The organism is Paraburkholderia sp. GAS42 (genome assembly GCF_050436565.1).
In the GTDB taxonomy this organism is placed as follows: domain Bacteria; phylum Pseudomonadota; class Gammaproteobacteria; order Burkholderiales; family Burkholderiaceae; genus Paraburkholderia.
The window spans coordinates 91,343-111,084 of record NZ_JBNDML010000003.1 but is presented as its reverse complement, the minus strand read 5'-3'; the positions used below and the strand labels follow the sequence as shown (position 1 = coordinate 111,084).

At 63.9% G+C, this 19,742-nt stretch carries 13 protein-coding genes; 6 read left to right on the top strand and 7 right to left on the bottom strand.

What is annotated here, in order from left to right; translation table 11 throughout:
- Positions 1 to 13 precede the first annotated feature (13 nt).
- Complete coding sequence (locus P3T16_RS05505) at positions 14 to 742, top strand: TetR/AcrR family transcriptional regulator (protein WP_429341487.1); 729 nt, start codon at positions 14 to 16, stop codon at positions 740 to 742.
- A 64-nt stretch (positions 743 to 806) separates the two neighbouring features.
- Here the strand turns inward: P3T16_RS05505 and P3T16_RS05500 are convergent, their stop codons facing one another.
- The 3 genes from P3T16_RS05500 to P3T16_RS05490 all read right to left on the bottom strand — a co-directional run bounded on the left by P3T16_RS05500 (position 807) and on the right by P3T16_RS05490 (position 4,726).
- Positions 807 to 2,174 (bottom strand): gluconate:H+ symporter, encoded by a 1,368-nt coding sequence (locus tag P3T16_RS05500; protein WP_429341486.1) that lies wholly within the window; start codon positions 2,172 to 2,174, stop codon positions 807 to 809.
- Positions 2,175 to 2,264: 90 nt separating this feature from the next.
- Positions 2,265 to 3,383 carry a porin gene (locus P3T16_RS05495; protein WP_429341485.1) on the bottom strand — a complete coding sequence of 373 codons (1,119 nt, stop codon included), beginning with the start codon at positions 3,381 to 3,383 and terminating at the stop codon, positions 2,265 to 2,267.
- A 143-nt stretch (positions 3,384 to 3,526) separates the two neighbouring features.
- A complete protein-coding gene (locus tag P3T16_RS05490; RefSeq protein WP_429341484.1) occupies positions 3,527 to 4,726 on the bottom strand; it encodes an aminotransferase class V-fold PLP-dependent enzyme in 1,200 nt (399 codons plus the stop codon).
- 120 nt (positions 4,727 to 4,846) lie between these two features.
- Here P3T16_RS05490 and P3T16_RS05485 point away from each other — a divergent pair, with 120 nt between their 5' ends.
- The 5 genes from P3T16_RS05485 (at position 4,847) to P3T16_RS05465 (ending at position 11,148) form a co-directional block, all read left to right on the top strand.
- Entirely contained in the window at positions 4,847 to 5,692 is an 846-nt protein-coding gene (locus P3T16_RS05485) for an IclR family transcriptional regulator (RefSeq protein WP_429341483.1), read from the top strand.
- Positions 5,693 to 5,790: 98 nt separating this feature from the next.
- A complete protein-coding gene (locus tag P3T16_RS05480; protein WP_429341482.1) occupies positions 5,791 to 6,252 on the top strand; it encodes a RidA family protein in 462 nt (153 codons plus the stop codon).
- Between the two features lie 226 nt (positions 6,253 to 6,478).
- Complete coding sequence (locus P3T16_RS05475) at positions 6,479 to 6,892, top strand: host attachment protein (RefSeq protein WP_429258769.1); 414 nt, start codon at positions 6,479 to 6,481, stop codon at positions 6,890 to 6,892.
- Between the two features lie 246 nt (positions 6,893 to 7,138).
- Positions 7,139 to 9,679 carry a bifunctional lysylphosphatidylglycerol flippase/synthetase MprF gene (gene mprF, locus P3T16_RS05470; protein ID WP_429341720.1) on the top strand — a complete coding sequence of 847 codons (2,541 nt, stop codon included), beginning with the start codon at positions 7,139 to 7,141 and terminating at the stop codon, positions 9,677 to 9,679.
- Entirely contained in the window at positions 9,676 to 11,148 is a 1,473-nt protein-coding gene (locus P3T16_RS05465) for a virulence factor family protein (protein ID WP_429341481.1), read from the top strand. Before mprF ends, P3T16_RS05465 begins: the two co-directional genes overlap by 4 nt.
- A gap of 145 nt (positions 11,149 to 11,293) precedes the next feature.
- Here P3T16_RS05465 and uvrA read toward each other — a convergent pair whose 3' ends face one another.
- The 4 genes from uvrA to P3T16_RS05445 form a co-directional block, all read right to left on the bottom strand.
- Positions 11,294 to 17,191 carry an excinuclease ABC subunit UvrA gene (uvrA, locus tag P3T16_RS05460; RefSeq protein ID WP_429341480.1) on the bottom strand — a complete coding sequence of 1,966 codons (5,898 nt, stop codon included), beginning with the start codon at positions 17,189 to 17,191 and terminating at the stop codon, positions 11,294 to 11,296.
- 318 nt (positions 17,192 to 17,509) lie between these two features.
- Complete coding sequence (locus P3T16_RS05455; protein ID WP_429341479.1) at positions 17,510 to 17,818, bottom strand: EthD family reductase; 309 nt, start codon at positions 17,816 to 17,818, stop codon at positions 17,510 to 17,512.
- Positions 17,819 to 17,901: 83 nt separating this feature from the next.
- A complete protein-coding gene (locus P3T16_RS05450; protein WP_429341478.1) occupies positions 17,902 to 18,876 on the bottom strand; it encodes an MBL fold metallo-hydrolase in 975 nt (324 codons plus the stop codon).
- Complete coding sequence (locus P3T16_RS05445; RefSeq protein WP_429341477.1) at positions 18,876 to 19,739, bottom strand: quinoprotein dehydrogenase-associated SoxYZ-like carrier; 864 nt, start codon at positions 19,737 to 19,739, stop codon at positions 18,876 to 18,878. Before P3T16_RS05445 ends, P3T16_RS05450 begins: the two co-directional genes overlap by 1 nt.
- Positions 19,740 to 19,742 lie beyond the last annotated feature (3 nt).

The window sequence follows — 19,742 nt, the reverse complement described above, 5'->3', positions numbered from 1 at the left end:
CATTGCGACTACAATGAGGCGCGACGCGGCACCCGAGCCACACGAGGCCATGATGAAAAGCGACGATGCGCCAGCAATGACCGTCGAAGACGAAGAAGCGGCAAAGCCAATGCGGCGGCGCAAGGCACACATCCGCAACACGAACGAGGCGCATCTGCTCGCGTGCGCGGAAGCCGTTTTTGCAGAGCGTGGTCTTGAAGGCACTAGCACAGCGATGATCGCGGAACGTGCGGGTCTCCCTAAAGCGAACCTGCATTACTACTTCCCGACAAAGCTTGCGCTTTACCGACGCGTGCTCGATGACATCTTCGAGGAGTGGTACCGCGCCGCGGATACGTTCGACCGCAGCGACGATCCGGTTGAGGCAATCGGCGGCTATGTGCGCGCCAAGATGGAACTGTCGCGACGTCGTCCACTTGCTTCGAAGGTGTGGGCGAACGAAATCATTCGCGGCGCGACGCACATGCAGGACATTCTGTCGGGTCGCGTGAAGCCATGGATGGAAACGCGCGTCGTCGTGATCAACGACTGGATCGCGCGCGGGCTGCTCGCGCCCATTGATGCGCGCACGTTCCTCTTCATGATCTGGGCGATGACCCAGCACTATGCGGATTTCGACGCGCAGATCGAAGCGCTGGCCGGCAAGCGTGCGCTCTCGAAGAAGGCTTTCGACGAATCGACCGAACAGGTCGTCGCTCTAGTGATTCGGGCGTGCGGTGCCAAAGCGGCCAGCGCCAAATAGAAAAAGGGACGCGCACCTGCTCATGCGCGTCCCTTCCCTGCTGCTTCAGGTCAATCTCATTCGATCAAACCACCGCAGCAAGTCCCAGAGTAAAGGCTAAAGCGGTGATCGAAATGATCGTCTCGCAGACGGTCCATGTCTTGAAGGTCTGCGGCACGCTCATGCCGAAGTACTCCTTCACGAGCCAGAAGCCACCGTCGTTCACGTGCGACAGGATCAGCGATCCCGCACCCGTTGCGAGCACAAGCAGTTCGGGACGCACCCCACCCGTTGCAGCCGCGGCCGCTGCGATCGGCGCGATGATGCCCGCAGCCGTTGCCATTGCAACCGTCGCCGATCCCGTTGCGACACGAATCAGCGCCGCCACGAGCCACGCCAGAATCAGCAGCGGCACATGCGCACCGGTCGCCACATCGACAATCGCCTTCGACGCGCCGCTGTCGATCAGGATGCGGCCAAAGCCCGCGCCTGCGCCCACCACCAGCGTGATGCTTGCCGTCGGCGCCAGGCATTCGTTGGTGAACTTGAGGATCTGCTCACGCCCAAAGCCACGCGTCACACCAAACGTGTAGAAGCTCAGCAGCACCGCAAGCAGCAGCGCCATGTCCGGGTGACCGATCAGACGCAGTATGTTGTTCGCCGTCGACTTCGCCGGTGCAATGACATCGGCCCAGCTACCCACCAGCATCAGCAATACGGGCAGCAACACCGTCAGCAACGTGATGCCGAATCCCGGCAGTTCCTGCGTCGCACGTTGTGCGTCCTGCTCGATGAACTGCTGCGCCATCGGGTTGATGCCATCGAGCACGACAAAGCGGCTGATGAGCTTCGAGAACAGCGGACCCGCAATCGCCGCAGTCGGAATGCCGACAATCAGCGCGTAGAAAATCGTGTGACCGATATCCGCGTTGTATGCCGTCACTGCGAGCAATGCGGCCGGATGCGGCGGAATCAGACCGTGTACGACGGAAAGGCCCGCCACCATCGGAATGCCGACGCGAATCATCGACGTGCCCGTCCGTTGCGCGACGTTGAACGCAATCGGAATCAGCAGCACGAAGCCGACTTCGAAGAACACCGGCAAGCCGACCAGAAAGGCGATACACATCATCGCCCAGTGCACATTCTTAGGCCCGAACAGGCTGATCAGCGTGCGCGCGATACGCTCCGCCCCACCCGATTCGGCCATCATCTTGCCGAGCATCGTGCCAAGACCGACCACGATCGCAATGTGACCGAGCGTGCCACCCACACCTGTTTCGAACGATTTCAGAATCGACGTCATCGGCATGCCGACGGCAAGCGCCAGCGCCACCGACACCATCATCAACGTGATGAACGGATTCATCTTGAAGCGCGCAATCAGCACGACGAGCGCGATGATGGCGATCAATGCATAGACGAGCAACAGACTTCCCTGGACGGTCGCCATGTTTCTTCTCCTGATTGTGTAGAGCGATGAGCTGCCGCTGCGCACTGCATGCCTTGATGCGCTCAGCGCAACGAGCGGGGCTCTGTCCGTTTAGAACTTGTGGCGGATGCCGGCAACCGTCACGAACTGACCGTTGTTGCTCGACGCATTGGAGATGCCTTCAACCCATGCCTTCGAACCCGACGAACGCTGGTAGGTGCCGTTCAGGTACAGGTCCGTTGTCTTCGACAGGAAGTACTCGCCGCCAAGGCTTAACTGGTTGTAGTGGGCGTTCTTCGCGATTGCCGAACTGCTCGTCTGGTTCGTGTAGATGTAGCCGAGCGCGAGCAGGGTCGCGGGCGTCAGCTGGTAACGCGCGCTCGCTTCATAGTTCGTGAAATGCAGGCGGCCGCCCGAGTTCAGCTGGAACTGCGAGTTCGTGTACAGCAGCGCGAAGATCGCCGGGCCGAACACGTACTGGCCGCCCGCGCCCCACACCTGGTTGCGCGCGACGTTGCTGATGATCGAAGAGCCCGTGTTGTAGTAATTGTCCGACGGCGCCGCGCCGGTTGTGCTCGTCGCCGGATGGTCCGTCAGCGAGTACGCCGCGTCGAGGCGGACCGGCCCGTTCACGTAGTCGGCGCCGACGCTCCACGCGCGGTTGTTTGAGAAATCACCTGCCGCGTTCGAGAACGCGTACATCGCGTTAGCGGTCAGGCCGGCGATGGTCGGCGTCGTGTACTTGACCGCGTTGTTCGTGCGGTATGTGTTGTTCAGGTCGTCGTTATCGTAGACCGCGTTGCCGTACTGGCTCAGCGCGCCGACCCCGTTAACCTGCAGGTTCGAGAGGTAGTCCTGCACGCTGTTGTACTGACGGCCCAGCGTGATCGAGCCGGCCTTGTTGTTCGTCAGTGCAACCCACGCGCTACGGCCGAAGATGCGGCCGCCCTGACCTGCTGCACCCGTTTCGAGGCTGAAACCGTTTTCCAGCTTGAACGACACCTTGTTGCCGCCACCCAGATCTTCCGTACCGAGCAGGCCCCAGCGCGAGCCCTGCACATTGCCCTGCGTCGCCTGGAAGTTGCTCTTGCCCTTCTGGTTGTTCGTGTAGGTCAGGCCGGCGTCGACGATGCCATACAGCGTTACGCTGCTTTGCGCATGCGCGGCCTGCGTGGCGAGTCCAGCGGCGGCGACAGTGATCGCCGTACGGAAGATCTTGTTATATTTCATGGTTTCCTCAAGTCAAAAGAAAGCGAACGCCGGATGAGAATGGTCATCCGACTCCCTACGGAGTACTAAACAGACGAGTCAAGGCAGCACCGGAGATTTCCGGCGCCCGGTCAGGCAAACTTCAAGGGGTGAAAATCAGTGCGTCAGTCGGGCCAGTTCCTGCGTCCAGCCACACGGCGCGCGTCGCGCTGGTGGAACGGTGTCACGATGGGTTGCGGTGCGCTTCGCGCATGTTCGAGTTCGTCGACGATGCGCGCGAGCACGACCTGTTCTTCGCCCGGGTGCAGATTGCACGGGTCGAGGAAGAAGAAATGCAGTTCCGCCTCGTGGTCGCGCACGATCACCGGCGCACCGCCGCGCTGGGGACGCGCGAGCGCATCGGCGAGATCCCATGCGGTAATGCGCGCTTCCTGCGGATCGATATGCAGTTTCAGACGGTCGAGCGGATTGCCCGTCGGGTCGGGATCGAGCTGCGCCCACACGCCGGCAAAGCGGTTCAGCGCTTCGCGCCACAGCGTCAGGTAACCGCGTTCGCGTGCGCGGATCGCAACGTGATCGCGCGTCTGCCACGCTTCGAGCGCAGCGATCGCGCCAACGATGCCTTCCTTGCCGACTTTCATGCCCCGGCCAATGCCGCCGTTCTGGAAATATGCGGCACGTACCCGCGCTTTCGTGCCCGCGACGATGCCCGCCGTCAGACCGCCGAGGAATTTGTGCGCCGAATACAGCACGAGATCCGCGCCCGCTTCGATGAAACGCTTCAGGTCATATTCGGACGCCGCGTCGACGATCACCGGCACGCCCTTTCCATGCGCAACCGCGATGAATTCTTCGAGCGTGATCATGCCGAACTGGACCGTGTGATGCGAGACGACGTAAAGCGCCGCTGTGGTGCGCTCTGTAATGGCAGTCGCCAGCTGATAACCATGCGCTTCGGTTGCGGCGCCAACAGTTACCACGCGTGCGCCGGCAAGACGGATCGCCTGGTCGATGGGTGCGCCATAATTGACGAGGTGACCGGTCTGGATCACGACTTCATTGCGCAACCCGGTCGTGTCCGGAAGCTGCTCGATCAGGCCGTGATCGTCGCCCGTCATGGTTGCGGCGATGCACAGCGTGATGGCCGCGGAACACGATGCGGTCACGTAACCGCTTTCGCTTCCGCAGGCCGCGGCGATCGCCGTCGACGCTTTCTTCTGCAGATCGTCGATCTCGACGAATTGCGGCAGTATCTGCGCCACCGCCTCGATCACCGGTTCGCCGACGATGGACGCGCCAAGGCTCGTCATCGTGCCCGAGACATTGATGACAGGGCGTAAGCCAGATCGAGAGCGGATGTCCATTGCGACGCCTCCGGAAATTTTATTTCCTAGTTATGGAATATATGTTGTAATTGTGGATCAGTCTAACATACAATAACCCTGCGTCAACTGGCCAAAAACAATCCGATTCCAAGGAGCACGATGCCCCGCACGCCCCGCCCCGCCGAGCCTGAACACGCCTCGCAGCCGTCCGAAACGACCGCCGCCGCGCCGCGCACGCGCACCGGCGCGATCGATCGCGCCGTGCAGATTTTCGACGCGCTTCAGGAAGCGAACCACCCGGTCACCGCGTATGAAGTCGCGCGTACGCTGGGCGCACCGCTGTCGACGGTCTATTCGATCATTAACGATCTCGTGGAAAAGAACCTGCTCGCGCGCACGCTCGAAGGCGCGATCTGGTTCGGCTCGCGGCTCTACGGCTACGGGCTGACATACGCGAGTTCGCTCGATTACCTGACGGTCGCGAACGAGGAAATGCACCGGCTTTCGGCACAGGTCGAAGAAACCGTGCAGGTGTGCGGGCTCGAGGAAGGCATGATGGTCGTGCTGCAGATGGCCGAAGGTCCGGGCCATTTTCGTGTGACGTCGCGTGTCGGCAGCCGCGTACCGCTCAACTGGACAGCGTCGGGGCGTCTGCTGGTCGGGCATTTGCCGGACGCCGAGCGCGTCGCGTTCTTCCAGAAGCATGCGAAACCCTCGCCGACGGGTCGCTCGGAGACGCGTCCCGAGGTGCTCGCGCAGATCGCGCGCGATGCGTTCCAGTCGCGTCTGTCGATCCAGATCGGCGAATCGGATGCATCGGTGGCGTGCCTTGCGGCGCCGGTCCTCGATAAGGCAGGCGACTGCGTATTCACGATTTCGATCGTGATGCCGGAGTCGAAGGCGGAACAGGGCGCGGAACGTTTTGCCCACGCACTGCAGGACGTGGCCGCGCGAATCGAGGCGCGACTTGGCTGGCAGCACCGCACGCCCGAAGCGGCGCCTTGAGCCGGGCCTCTCTTCGACCATGAGTACGACGCGGCCCTTCCGCAGGCCGGATCGTCGGACACACCCGAACTACTGCCTTACGGCAAACGCTATCCCAGATGAACTGTTACGACCGGCTGCGCGCACGCGGCCTGACCCTCCCGCAGGTGCCGACGCCCATCGGCAATTTCGCCCACTGCACGCGCGAAGGCGATCTGCTGTTCCTGTCGGGTCAAGGCCCGCTGAACGAAGCCGGCACGCTGATGACCGGCAAGGTCGGCGCAACCGTCACCACCGATGAAGCCTATCAGCACGCACAACTCGTCGGTCTGAACCTGCTGGCCGTGCTGCATTCAGAACTGGGCGATCTGGGCCGCGTCAGACAGGTGATCAAGCTGCTCGGCATGGTCAACGCAACACCGGATTTCGCCGAGCATCCGCGCGTGATCAATGGCTGTTCCGATCTCTTCGTCGATATCCTGGGCGATGCGGGACGGCATTCGCGTTCGGCTGTCGGCGTTGGCTCGCTGCCGGGCAACATCACCGTCGAAATCGAAGCGATCGTCGCCGTGCGGGATTGACGGCCCGCGTGCGCCACACAACCGGTCAGGCAGCCATCGTGTCCCGCGACGCCCTACGCTCCCGCCGTTTCGCCAGATGCAGATCTTTGAAGTGAGCGCTTCAATCCCCTGCGGGGCGCGCCGCTGTGCGCCCCGCCCCGCGCTGGCCTGCGGCGAAATCCCGGCAGGCGCGTGCGATGGGCGCTATTGTTCCTCGTGCGCCCTCACGTCCTTAAAGGAGGAAAGCATGACCACGATTTCCTGGGTTGTTGTTGCGGACGGCAGTCGCGCCCGTATTTTCGAGACCCACGGGCTCAAGCTGGAACTGCGTGAAATTGAAGGCTTCACCGATCCGCAGGCCCGCACGCGCGACCCCGAACTACGCAACGGCGAGCCGGGCCAGAATGGAAAACCCGCGCCGAACAGCCCGAACGACACCGCACGCGACCAGTTTGCCCGCATGCTGGGCGAGTATCTGGACAAGGGTCGTATCCAGCAGCGCTTCCACCGGCTCCGTCTTGCGATCGAACCACGGTTTCTCGGCCTCGTGCGCCGGCATATGAGCGACGAGACCCGCAAACTGGTCTTCGAGGAGATTCCAGAAGACATCTCCAAGCTGGCCCCCAAAGACATCCAGCGTCATCTCGAACAGCACGGATAGACTCACCCGGGGCGCCCGCCCGGCGGGCGCATTGCTGCTTTCCCTGATCTAGCGCGTTTTTGCACCAATTCGCCCCCGACCGCGTCAACTTTCTGCCTACCTTGCCGTTATAATACGCATGGCTTTCAACGAGGTAGGCAAGTGGGCAGCATCGGTTCAAATAATGTGTCGGCACGCACCGACACGGTGCATCAAGGTAGGCCGAGCTTCTCCGAACGCTTCTCGCGTGCGTTCGGCGCGTCCACTATCCAGCGGCTGAAATCACTCCCGCTGCGACGCATCGCCGTTCCCGCGCTTGCGCTTGTCGTCTGCACCATCGTCCTGCTGGTCATCCAGCATCTGTCGAAAACCATCGACTATCACTCCGTCGTCCGCAGCCTGCGCCATCTGTCGCCGCAGGCGCTCATCACGTCGCTCGTCGCGACTGCCGCCAGTTATGTTGTCCTCGTCGCCCGCGATGCGGTCGGCCTGCGCTCGCTCGGCGCGCGCGTCTCTCGTCCGGTGTTGTGGATCGGCGCCACGGTCGCGTCTGCGCTCGGCAACGCGACCGGTTTCGGCGCGCTGACCGGCGGCGCCGTGCGCATCCGCATCTACGGCGCCGAAGGCATCAAGCCGGCGCAGGTCGGCAGGCTCACCCTGTTCACGAGCGTCACGCTGGGTCTGTCGCTGGTTCTGCTCTCCGGTCTTGGCATGCTGTACGCCGCGCCGTCGATGAGCCGCATGACCCATCTTTCGCCAACGCTGCTGGTCTGCACCGGTCTCGCCATCGTCGCGCTCTTCGCGCTCTTGATCGGCGCGTGCCGGCCGGTTGCACGCCAGATCCAGATCGGCCCGCTCAAGCTCGATGTGCCTGCGCGCCGCGATCTGGTCGCGCAGCTGGCGCTCGCCGCCGCCGACGTCGCCGCCGCCAGCATTGCGCTGTGGGCGCTGTTGCCGCAGACGGACATCGGCTTTGCCCACTTCATCGCGATTTTCTCGGTGGCGATGCTGCTCGGCATGATCGGCCACACGCCGGGCGGTCTGGGCGTGTTCGAAGCATCGATGGTGTTCGCGCTCGGCGGCACGATGCCGACGCCGGCCATGGTCGCCGCCCTGCTTGCCTATCGCGTGATCTACTTCGGCGTGCCGCTGCTGGTGTCTTCCGCGCTGCTGGCCGGTTTCGAAGGACAGGCGCTCAAGGCGCGCTTTGCGTCGCGCAACTCGCAGCACATCACGCAGCTCGCGCCCCTGTTTCTGAGCGTCATCACATTTGCGGTCGGCGGCATGCTCGTGATTTCCGGTGCAACGCCCGCGTTCGGGCGCCGTCTCGCGATGTTGCAGACCGTGCTGCCGCTGTGGGTGCTCGAAGGCTCGCAACTGCTCGCGAGTCTGCTCGGCGTGCTGCTGCTGTTCGTCGCACGCGGTCTGCTGCGCCGGCTCGACGCCGCATGGTGGCTCACGATGCTGCTCGCGCTCGCCAGTCTCGCGCTCTCGCTCACCAAGGGCCTCGCGTTCGTCGAAGCCGGCGTGCTGAGCGTGCTGATCATCTTGCTGGCCACGACGCGCCAGCGCTTCAACCGTTCGTCGTCGCTCTTTAGCGAGCGTTTCACGGCGACGTGGCTGGTGTCGGTCGGCATCGTGATGATCGTGGCGTCGTGGGTGCTGTTCTTTGCCTTCCGCGATGTGCCGTACAGCCGCGACCTGTGGTGGAATTTCGCCTTCGACGAACGCGCGCCGCGTGCGCTGCGCGCGACGCTCGGCGCGTGTCTGTTCGCGACCGTCATCGCCTTCTGGCAACTGCTGCGTCCGGCCGCCGGGCGTTTCGTCATGCCGCCCGCGGTCGACCTCGCCGACGCCGCGAAAATCGTTCGCGCGCAGGAGCGCAGCGACGCCGGCCTCGCGCTGATGGGCGACAAGAGCTTCCTGTTTTCGAAGTCGCGCGAAGCGTTCCTGATGTACGCGAAGCACGGCCGCACATGGGCCGCGCTGCACGATCCGGTCGGGCCGCGAGAGGAATGGGTCGAACTGATCGGCGAGTTCATGGCACTCGCGCATGCGCATGGCGGACGCGCTGCGTTCTATCAGGTCCGCGCCGACGCCCTGCCGCTCTATCTCGACGCGGGCCTTTCGCTGATGAAGCTCGGTGAGGAAGCCCGCATCGTCCTGAGCGATTTCGAACTGGCCGGCGCGCACCGTACGCATCTGCGCTATGCGTTAAAGCGCGGCGAACGCGATGGTTTGACGGCCGAGATGTACGAGCCGCCGCACGTGCCCGGCCTGCTGCCGACGCTGCGCGGCATTTCCGATGCGTGGCTCGACAGCCGTTCCGCGAAGGAAAAGAGCTTCTCGGTGGCCGCTTTCACCGACGACTACCTGGCCGCGCAATCCGTGATGCTGGTGCGTCAGCAGGGCACGCCGGTCGCGTTCGTCACGTTCATGACGACCGACCTGAATCTGGACGCGACCGTCGGCGTGATGCGTCACGCGCCCGACGCGTCGCCGTATGCGATGGAATATCTGTTCACCAAGCTCGCGCTGCATCTGAAGCAGGAAAATTTCCGCAGCCTGAGTCTTGGCATGGCGCCGCTGTCGGGCATGAACCCCACGCCGCTGGCTTCACCGTGGCACCGTCTCGCCGGTCTGATGTGGCGTTTTGGTTGCCGCTTCTATAACTTCCGCGGTCTGCGGGGCTTCAAGAGCAAATTCCAGCCCACCTGGGAGCCGCGTTATCTCGCGGCCTCGGGTTCGGTCGGCGTCGTGCTGACCCTCGCCGACCTGTCGCTTCTCGCCGAAGGCTGGCGTTCATGAAATTGTTGAAGATTGCACTGGCCCTGGGATTGTCCTCGGGCCTTTTTGCTTCCGTATTGCCGGATGCTGATGCCGCCACCGGCACTGCCGCGGCCGCTCCTTCCGGCGCCAGGGTGAGCGCTATTGCGGGTTCCGTCACGACGGTGTCGGGCGGCCGCTTCGGCGACGTTACCGTGACCCGGCCGACGGGCCCGATGCGTGGCCTCGTCGTGCTTTTCTCGAAGGCTGACGGCTGGCGCCCCACCGACCAGCAGGCCGCCGATGCGCTCGCGAAAAACGGCGCCATGGTCGTCGGCGTCGATACGGCGCGCTACGCCGCGACGCCGTTCACCAAACCGGAGGTCTGCCACAACCTGGTCGGCGACGTGGAAAACATCAGCCACCAGTTGCAGCGCGAAGAACAGTCGAGCCGCTACTTCCTGCCGATGGTCGCCGGCACGGGCGAAGGCGGCCTGGTTGCTACACGCATGCTGTCCACGGCGCCGTCGAACACGCTTTCCGGCGCGGCATCGGTCGATCCCGACGCAACGCTCGACGCGCGTTTCAACTCATGCCCGCCCGATCCGACGATCAGCCGTGGCAACGGCCTGCCGGGCTTCGTCGAAGTCGCTTCCACGACGACGGCTGCCGTCGACGCGCCCGCGCCCATCGGCGGCAAGCCGGTGCCGGTACGGCGCTTCGCAGCAAATATGTCGACGGCCGACACAATGGTCGCCCTGCTCTCGCCGCATCTGCGGCCGCATGATGCGGGCGAACAGGATGTGTCGGACCTGCCGCTGATCGAGTTGCGCGCCGCACATCCGACCGACATGCTCGCGATCGTCATTTCCGGCGACGGCGGCTGGCGCGATCTCGACAAGACGATCGCCGAAGCGCTGCAGAAGAAAGACGTATCGGTGGTCGGCATCGACGCGTTGCGCTACTTCTGGAGCACGAAGTCGCCGGAACAGACAGGCCACGATCTCGCACGCGTGATGCAGGCGTACGGCGCGCGCTGGCATACGCAGCACGTTGCACTGATCGGCTATTCGTTCGGCGCGGACGTGATGCCGTTCGCGTACAACCGCCTGCCGGAAGCACTGCGCGCGAAGGTTTCGCAGATGGCGCTGCTCGGCTTCGCCCATGACGCGGACTTCCAGATCCGCGTGAGCGGCTGGCTCGGCATGCCCGCCAGCAGCGAAGCGCTGCCCGCGATGCCAGAAGTGGCAAAAGTGCCGCCGGCCATCGTGCAGTGCATCTACGGCGAGGACGAAAAGGACACGCTGTGTCCGGCGCTTGCGAAAACGGGCGCCAGCGTCATGCGCACGCCAGGTGGGCATCACTTCGGCCACGACTACAACAGCCTCGCGGATACGATTCTAGAAGGCTGGCGCAAGCAGATTGCAGCGCGTGAATGCGCGGCGGGGAAGGCCTCGGCGAATGGCGTGCCGAATCCGGCGTGCGCTGCTACAAAACAAGGCTCGCTTTAACGACGCATTCGCGCGGCACGCTACAAAGACATCGGGGCCACATTCATCAAGAATGCGGCCCCGGTGCTTATCTGGCTGCTTATCGGGCTGCTTGTCTGGTTGATCATCGGCCGCTAACCCACGCGGCCGGACGAACTCATCCCGCTCACCCGATTTTTGCCACGCTCTGCTCCTCCGGCGCGGCCACTTCGCTGCGCTCGCGCGCGAGCACGGGCGCCAACGCGCGCCCCGTATGGCTCGCGGCGACCTGTATCAGCCCTTCCGGATGTGTCGCCGCGACGATCGCGCCACCGCCGACGCCGCCTTCCGGTCCGAGGTCGATGATCCAGTCCGCTTCGGCGATGACGTCGAGGTCATGCTCGATCACCACCACGCTATGCCCCGCATCGACCAGCCGGTGCAGCACACGGATCAGCTTCGCAACGTCGGCCATATGCAGACCGACCGTCGGTTCATCGAGCACGTACAGCGTGTGCGGCGCCTTCTGCCCGCGACGCGTGATGTCGTCGCGCACCTTGCTGAGTTCGGTGACGAGCTTGATGCGTTGCGCCTCGCCGCCTGACAGCGTCGGCGAGGGTTGACCCAGCGTCAGATAACCGAGCCCCACGTCCTTCATCAACTGCAGCGGATGCGCGATGTTCGACAGCGGCGCGAAGAACTCGACGGCTTCGTCGATTTCCATCGTGAGCACGTCGCCGATGTTCTTGCCGCGCCACGTGACGGCGAGCGTCTCGGGATTGAAGCGCTGACCGTGACAGACATCACAAGGCACCTTCACGTCCGGCAAAAAGCTCATGCCGATCGTGCGCACGCCCTGGCCTTCGCAGGCAGGGCAACGACCGTCGCCCGTGTTGAACGAGAAACGCGAAGCCGTGTAGCCGCGTGCCCGTGCTTCGAGCGTATCGGCGAACAGACGCCGGATCGTATCCCACACGCCAATGTACGTCGCCGGACACGAACGCGGCGTTTTGCCGATCGGTGTCTGATCGACTTCGAGCACACGGTCGATGGTTTCCCAGCCGGTCATCGAATCGCAACCTTGCCACGCGTGCGTCACGTTCAGCGACGGCCGCGGCGCGCTGCGTGCCAGCACGCTCGAGCGCCGGTTCGTTGCGGGTTCATCGGTTTGCGCTGCCTTGCGCGCACGCTTCGTCGCCGGCGACGACAGCACCGAGCGACCCACGGCATCCAGCATGTTCGCCATCAGCACGTCACGTGCGAGGGTCGATTTACCGGAGCCGCTGACGCCCGTCACAGCGACGAGCCGCGCGAGCGGAATGCCCACCGTCACGTCACGCAGGTTATGCAGCTTGCCGCCGTGCACGGTCAGCCAGTTCTCAGGCACCGCCGTGTTCCGGCGCGCCGGCACAACCGGACGACGCGGCTGCAACGGATGCGTAATCGGGTGCGCGAGGAACTGCCCGGTCAACGAGTCAGACTGTGCCGCCAGGTCCTTCACGCCGCCCTGCGCAACAAGACTACCGCCACGCTTGCCCGCACCGGGACCGATATCGATGATGTGATCGGCACGCCGGATCGTATCTTCGTCATGCTCCACGACGACCAGCGTGTTGCCCTTCTCCCCCAGCTTGCGCAATGCGCTCAGCAGGATCTGGTTGTCACGCGGATGCAGCCCGATCGTCGGTTCATCGAGCACGTAACACACGCCCTGCAGGTTGCTGCCGAGTTGCGCCGCGAGCCGGATACGCTGCGCCTCACCGCCTGAGAGACTCGGCGCCGCGCGATCGAGACTCAGATAGCCGAGCCCAACCTCTTCGAGGAACTGCAGCCGGCTGCCGATTTCGCTGACAACATCACGCGCGATGCCCGCATCGCGTCCTGTGAGTGCAAGCGAATCGATCCATTGACGCGTATCCGACACCGTCCATTGCGCGACATCGACAATCGCCTGGCCATCGAACGTCACCGCGCGCGCGACCGGATTCAGCCGCGTGCCGCTGCAATCCGGACACGGCTCGTCACCCACGCCTTCCGGTTCCTGCTCTTCCGACGGCAAGCTCTGCTCGCGGCCGCGATTGTCATCGACGATCACAGTGTCGTCGTACGCCGCACGCTGTTCGCGCGTCAAGGCGAGACCCGTGCCGACGCAGGTCGTGCACCAGCCGTGCTTGCTGTTGTACGAGAACATCCGCGGGTCGAGTTCCGGATAGCTCGTGCCGCACACCGGGCACGCACGCTTCACCGACAACACCTTCACTTCGCCGACGTGCCCGTTGACGCCACGGCCGTTCATCGCGTCATGCAGACCGTCGAGCGGCGCGAGCAGATGGATCACGCCCTTACCGACTTCGAGCGTCTCGTCGAGCGCGCGACGCAGCTGCGCCTCGTGATCCGCCGAGACCACGATGTCCGCGACCGGCAGTTCGATTGTGTGTTCACGGAAGCGGTCAAGCTTCGGCCACGGGTCCACCGGCACGAACTCGCCATCGACACGCAGATGCGTATTGCCACGCGCCTTCGCCCATTTCGCGAGATCGGTATAGACGCCCTTCCGGTTCACTACCAGCGGCGCAAGCAGCCCGACGTGCTGGCCCTTGTGATCGCGCAGCAGTTGCGCGGCGATTGATTCGACGCTTTGCGCGGTGACCGGAGTGCCGTCGTGAATGCAATGCTGCAAGCCGAGCTTCACATAGAGCAACCGCAGGAAATGCCACACCTCGGACGTAGTCGCCACCGTACTCTTGCGCCCACCGCGCGACAGACGCTGTTCGATCGCAACGGTCGGCGGAATGCCGTACACGGCGTCGACTTCAGGACGCCCCGCCGGCTGCACGATCGAACGTGCATACGCGTTCAGCGATTCCAGATAACGGCGCTGGCCTTCGTGGAAAAGAATATCGAACGCGAGCGTCGACTTGCCCGAACCGGACACGCCCGTAATCACGTTGAACTTGCCGTGCGGAATATCGACGTCGAGCGACTTCAGGTTGTGCTCGCGCGCATTCACGATCCGCACGACGTCCTCGCCTTCAACCGCGCGACGCGCACGCGCCGCCGTCAACGCCGTTTGCAGCGGCACGCCTTGCGAAGCCGGCGTGACTTCCACGCCCATCGATTCGTCGTATTGCAGCAGTGCCTGGCCGGTGTGCGATTCCTCGCACTGTTTGACTTCGTCGGGCGTACCGGCGCACAGCACACGGCCACCGCCGTCGCCACCTTCGGGTCCGAGATCGATCAGCCAGTCGGCCGCGCGGATCACGTCGAGGTTGTGCTCGATCACGATCAGCGAATGGCCGCCCGCGAGCAGCTTGCCGAACGCCTGCATCAGCTTCGCGATGTCGTCGAAATGGAGGCCTGTGGTCGGCTCATCGAACATAAAGAGCTTGCCCGCCGTAGCGGCCGCCTGCTTCGCGCCGCGCGGCGTGCGCGCCTGCGCCGTCTCCGCGAGAAAGCCTGCGAGCTTGAGACGCTGCGCCTCGCCGCCAGACAGTGTCGGCACCGGCTGCCCGAGCTTCACGTATTCAAGACCCACGTCGACGATCGGCTGCAACACGCGCAGCACTTCGGCATCGGTGGCGAAATACGCGGTCGCCTCGTGCACCGTCAGTTCCAGCACATCCGCGATGCTCAACGCGCGCGCCGGATTGCCGCGCTCGATCTTCACTTCGAGAATCTCGGCGCGATAACGGAGCCCGTCGCAATCCGGGCAACGCAGGTAGACGTCGCTCAGGAACTGCATTTCGATGTGCTCGAAGCCGGAGCCGCCGCAGGTCGGGCAACGGCCGTCACCCGAGTTGAAGCTGAACATGCCCGCCGTATAGCCGCGTTGCGACGCGAGCGTCGCCTTCGCGAACAGCTTGCGGATTTCGTCGAATGCGCCGACGTAGCTCGCCGGGTTCGAACGCGCCGTCTTGCCGATCGGCGACTGGTCGACGAACACGACATCGCTGACCTGGTCAGCGCCCTCGAGCCGCCGGAACGCGCCCGGCGTTTCTGTCGCACGACCGAGATGCCGCGCCATCGCCGGATACAGCACGTCCTGCAGCAGCGTCGACTTGCCCGAACCGGACACGCCCGTCACGCAGACAAGACGTCGCAGTGGAATCTCCACCGTCACGTCGCGCAGGTTATGTTCGCGCGCGCCTTCGAGCACGATGCGCGGCGCGTTCGCCTCGACCGGACGGCGCGACCAGCGCGACGCGTCAGCCACATGCCGGCGACCACCGAGGTATTCGCCGGTGAGCGTGCCCGCGGAACGGATATCGTCGGGCGAGCCGTCGTAAATGATCGTGCCGCCGCGCTCGCCAGGGCCTGGACCCATGTCGATCAGACGATCCGCCGCGAGCATCACCGACGGATCGTGCTCCACCACCACGAGCGTATTGCCCGCATCGCGCAGACGATGCATCGCTTCGACAATGCGGTTCAGGTCGCGCGGATGCAGCCCGATGCTCGGCTCGTCGAGCACGAAGAGCGTCTTGGTGAGCGAGGTGCCGAGTGCGGTCGTCAGGTTGATCCGCTGCACTTCGCCGCCGGACAATGTGCGGCTCTGGCGATCCAGCGTCAGATAACCGAGGCCGACATCGCACAGGTATTTGAGGCGCGTGCGCACTTCGGCAAGCAGCAGCTTCAATGCATCGTCGAGCAGCACGCTCGGCAGCGTGATTTCATCGAAGAAGCGCCGGATGCGCTCGATCGGCAGCAGCATCAGGTCGTGCACTGTGAGACCCGGCAGCGCTTCAAGCTGCGCGCGCGACCAGTCCACACCGCGCGGCAGGAAACGGCGGCCTGCTTCGAGCACGGCGTCGGCGTTCGGCTTCGTGCCGAGCCGCCATAACAGCGATTCCGTCTTCAGCCGCGCGCCGCCGCATGTTTCGCACGGCGTGTAGCTGCGGTACTTCGACAGCAGCACGCGGATGTGCATCTTGTACGCTTTCGATTCGAGGTACGCGAAGAAGCGCTTCACGCCGTACCACTGCTTCTGCCATTTGCCGTCCCAGTCGGGCGAGCCGTTGATGACCCAGTCGCGCTGCGCCTCCGACAGTTCCGACCACGCTGTATCGCGCGGAATGCCGGCCGTTGCCGCATAGCGCATCAGATCGTCCTGACACTCCTTCCACGCCGGCGTCTGCATTGTCTTGATTGCGCCGCCGCGCAGCGTTTTGCGCTCATCGGGAATCACGAGGCCCAGGTCGACTCCGATCACGCGCCCGAAGCCGCGGCACGTTTCGCACGCGCCATACGCCGAGTTGAACGAGAACAGCGCCGGCTGCGGATCGGCGTAACGCAGATCGCTATCCGGGTTGTGAAGCCCCGTCGAAAAGCGCCAGATCTGCGGCTCGGCGCTCTCTTCAGGTACCTGCGGCAGCACGTACACATTCACGCGCCCGGCGCCGCGCTTGAGCGACGCCTCGATTGCTTCGAGTGCGCGCGCCTTCTCGGTCTGCTGCAGACGGAAGCGGTCGGCGACCACATCCAGCACCTTGCGCGGACCGGTGGGCGACACCACTTCGCGTTGCGCCTGCACGCGCGTGTAGCCGCTCGCCGACAGCCACTGCTCGACTTCGGCTTCCGTTGCCGTTTCGGGCAGTTCTACGGGAAACGTGACAGCCAGCCGCGGATCCGTGCCCGCCGTGCGCGCCATCAGATCGGCGTAGACCGTCTCCGGCGTGTCGTGCCGCACCGGCTGCGCGGTCTTGCGGTCGTACAGTCCGGCCGCGCGCGCATAGAGCAGCTTCAGATGGTCGTTGAGTTCGGTCATCGTGCCGACCGTCGAGCGCGAACTGCGGACCGGATTGGTCTGGTCGATGGCAATCGCCGGCGGCACGCCGTCGACGCGGTCCACCTGCGGCCGGTCCATGCGGTCGAGAAACTGCCGCGCGTACGCGCTGAAGGTTTCGACGTAGCGCCGCTGCCCTTCGGCATACAACGTATCGAACACGAGGCTCGACTTGCCTGAACCGGACGGCCCGGTCACGACGGTCATTTCGCCGGTATGCAGGTCGAGGTCGAGGTTCTTGAGATTGTGCTGACGGGCGCCGCGGATGCGGATCGTTCCGCGGTTCGTACCATTAGATGACAATTTATCTGTCCGTCTGAATGAGTTTAGCCAGTGTCGCGGCCAGCGTGCGCCGCCGCGCGAATGGAAGTGCGTGCCGCCTCGGCGGAGGTCCGGCAAGACGGGCTTCGATCGCACACTATACTGTATATTTATACAGTTTTCCAACCTGCCGACAGTGGCTGCGTGCTCGCCTTAGGTGCCGCTCATGGGCCGCTTATGGGCCGGGAATCGCCAGCCGCAGCAGCCTGGGAACCCCTTCAGAAAGAACCGGCCACACGTCGACTTCGCAGGATAGCGCGTGACGGTGGCCTTCGCTGGAAGCGCGTTGACGCGCCCAGTTCAGACTTCCTTCGTGTCGATCACCAGCAGTTCCGCACCGGCCTGCGCGAAGTTGGCGAGATCGCCCGCGGCGGCCTTGCCTTCGGGCGAGCCGAGCCCCTGCATCAGGGCATCGGTCGAAGCGAACTCCAGCAGGGCAACGAGGTGGTACGGCGACTCTCCCCCGAGTAATTTGACCGGCCCCGTGCTGATTTCGTATTTCTTCAGCCCGGGCACTTTCTTCGCGATCGGCACGTGGGTGGATTCGTAATACGCGTCGAACGCCGCTTTGTCGGTCGGGTTTTTGTACAGTACGACGAGTTTTGCCATGATCCTGTCTCCGTGGTTAGTCAGTTAAAACCGCTTGCCGCAGCCGCGACGTTACGCCTTTTCTGCATCAACGTTTCGCGACGTCACGGCTTTTCAAGTTGAAGATACAGCCGCTGGACGTTCGCCGGCTGCGCAATCGCATAGAGCCGGTATCGCGTGAACGACGGTGCCTGGACGGTCCGCATCGCCTCCGTCAGCCCCACGCCCGAAGCATAGGCACGGCGCACGCCCGCATCCAGCTCGCGCAGATAGGCGCCCGTCTGCATGATGTCCTGTCGCTGCACGGGCGGCCCAAAACCCGGCACGACAAGACGCGTATCGAGCACCGCGAGTTGATCGAGCGCAGCGAGCCAGCCGGGAATGCTTTCGTTGCGCAATTCGGGAATTCGCCCGATGCTGACGAGCCCGCCCGCGAATAGCACGCCCGTCGACGTATCGAGCACCGCGAGATCGCCTGGCGTGCTGGCCGGGCCGAAATGCAGCAACTGGAGTGCACGACCGCCGGAATCAATCGCCGTCGTGCCATCGACCGTGCGATCCGGCACTGTCACACGCGAGCCTGCCATCTCTTCCTCGCCGAGCGTGTGACGCAGGTTCTTCAGACAGATCGCGCACCGATCGCGGATCAGTTCGGCCGCGCGCTGATGCGCGAGGATCGGGATATCGCGGTCACGAAACGCCGCTGCGCCGAACACGAATTCCGGCGCCTGATGCGTGATGATCACGAGCTGGATCGGCAACGGTGTGATCGTGTGGATCGCCTCGATCATCGCGCGGCCGTAGCGATACGACGAACCCGTGTCGATCACTGTCACGCCGCCCGATCCGACGATAAAGCCATTATTCGCGACGATGCCGCGATTCGCAGGCGCAACCGCGTCGCCGTTGCCTTGCATGACGTAGACGCCCTGGGCGACCTGTACCGGCGCTGGAACCACCAGCGAAAGCGCCGGTTGCGCGGGCAACGCGTCAGCCGCCGCGGCTTGCGCAATGCGCGCGGCCACGAGCACTGCGCACCCCAGCACCCAGGCGCGCCCCCGAAACGACCCTTTAACCATCAGGGCGTCGTCGCAGACGTCTGCTGCACGGCCGGATGCGGGCCGATTGCGACCTGGCTGTCGAACTGTTTATTCTTCGTGTCCTCGATGTGCGCCTTCAACAGGCCGCCATCACGCGGCACGAAGTAAAAGCGGAAGTTCGGATTCTCGCTGATCGAAAAATTCACGTTCGCGGTCATCACGGGTTTGTCCACGTACGTCACCGCCACCTTGCGCACGAAGTACGCGGAGGAATACAGCCGCGTTATCTGATTCATCGCCATGCCGGTGCGATTCGGGTGCCGGACCATCAGCTGCACGAGTTGCGGCTTGCCGGGCGTCGACTGCCCTTCCGGTTGCAGCCGGACGGCACCGGCGCTCGCTTCGGCGACAGCATCGTCCTTGCCCGCCGGTGCCGAACAGCCACCCGATGCCTTGATAAACCGCACCGCGCTATAGAGATGTCCATCGTTCGTTTCGGCGATCACACGCATATACGTGTAATCCTCGACACGCACACGCGTTTCCAGGCTCGCGAGCCCGGACTCCGGCGTGAACTCGAACCACCCCAGATACGGCTCCGGGTTTTCGTCGATGAACATGTAGATCTTCTTGATGTAGTGCGTCGGCGTCTGTGGAAACTGCGCGGTGATCGCGATCGGCACGACGGCTGCATCGGCAGCGCGGGCGGGTGCATCAAACTTGATCACGGCGTCGCCATGCGTATCGATCGGGCGATCCTTGAACGTGCCTTCCTTGAAATCGAGCCAGCGGGCCACCTTGTTGGGATCGTCGCCCGGTTGCACAGCGTAGACCGCATGCATGGCAAGCGCCGCCAGCACCGCCAGCAAACCGTTCATCGCGGTTCGCGTTGTCGTTTTCATGAT

What these genes read in the sequence shown, in the direction of transcription:
- P3T16_RS05485 (WP_429341483.1), top strand. Translation starts at nt 4,847, where the DNA reads ATGCCCCGCACGCCCCGCCCCGCCGAGCCTGAACACGCCTCGCAGCCG.
- P3T16_RS05480 (WP_429341482.1), top strand. Translation starts at nt 5,791, where the DNA reads ATGAACTGTTACGACCGGCTGCGCGCACGCGGCCTGACCCTCCCGCAG.
- P3T16_RS05445 (WP_429341477.1), bottom strand. Translation starts at nt 19,739, where the DNA reads ATGAAAACGACAACGCGAACCGCGATGAACGGTTTGCTGGCGGTGCTG.
- P3T16_RS05455 (WP_429341479.1), bottom strand. Translation starts at nt 17,818, where the DNA reads ATGGCAAAACTCGTCGTACTGTACAAAAACCCGACCGACAAAGCGGCG.
- P3T16_RS05495 (WP_429341485.1), bottom strand. Translation starts at nt 3,383, where the DNA reads ATGAAATATAACAAGATCTTCCGTACGGCGATCACTGTCGCCGCCGCT.
- P3T16_RS05465 (WP_429341481.1), top strand. Translation starts at nt 9,676, where the DNA reads ATGAAATTGTTGAAGATTGCACTGGCCCTGGGATTGTCCTCGGGCCTT.
- P3T16_RS05500 (WP_429341486.1), bottom strand. Translation starts at nt 2,174, where the DNA reads ATGGCGACCGTCCAGGGAAGTCTGTTGCTCGTCTATGCATTGATCGCC.
- P3T16_RS05505 (WP_429341487.1), top strand. Translation starts at nt 14, where the DNA reads ATGAGGCGCGACGCGGCACCCGAGCCACACGAGGCCATGATGAAAAGC.
- P3T16_RS05450 (WP_429341478.1), bottom strand. Translation starts at nt 18,876, where the DNA reads ATGGTTAAAGGGTCGTTTCGGGGGCGCGCCTGGGTGCTGGGGTGCGCA.
- P3T16_RS05490 (WP_429341484.1), bottom strand. Translation starts at nt 4,726, where the DNA reads ATGGACATCCGCTCTCGATCTGGCTTACGCCCTGTCATCAATGTCTCG.
- P3T16_RS05475 (WP_429258769.1), top strand. Translation starts at nt 6,479, where the DNA reads ATGACCACGATTTCCTGGGTTGTTGTTGCGGACGGCAGTCGCGCCCGT.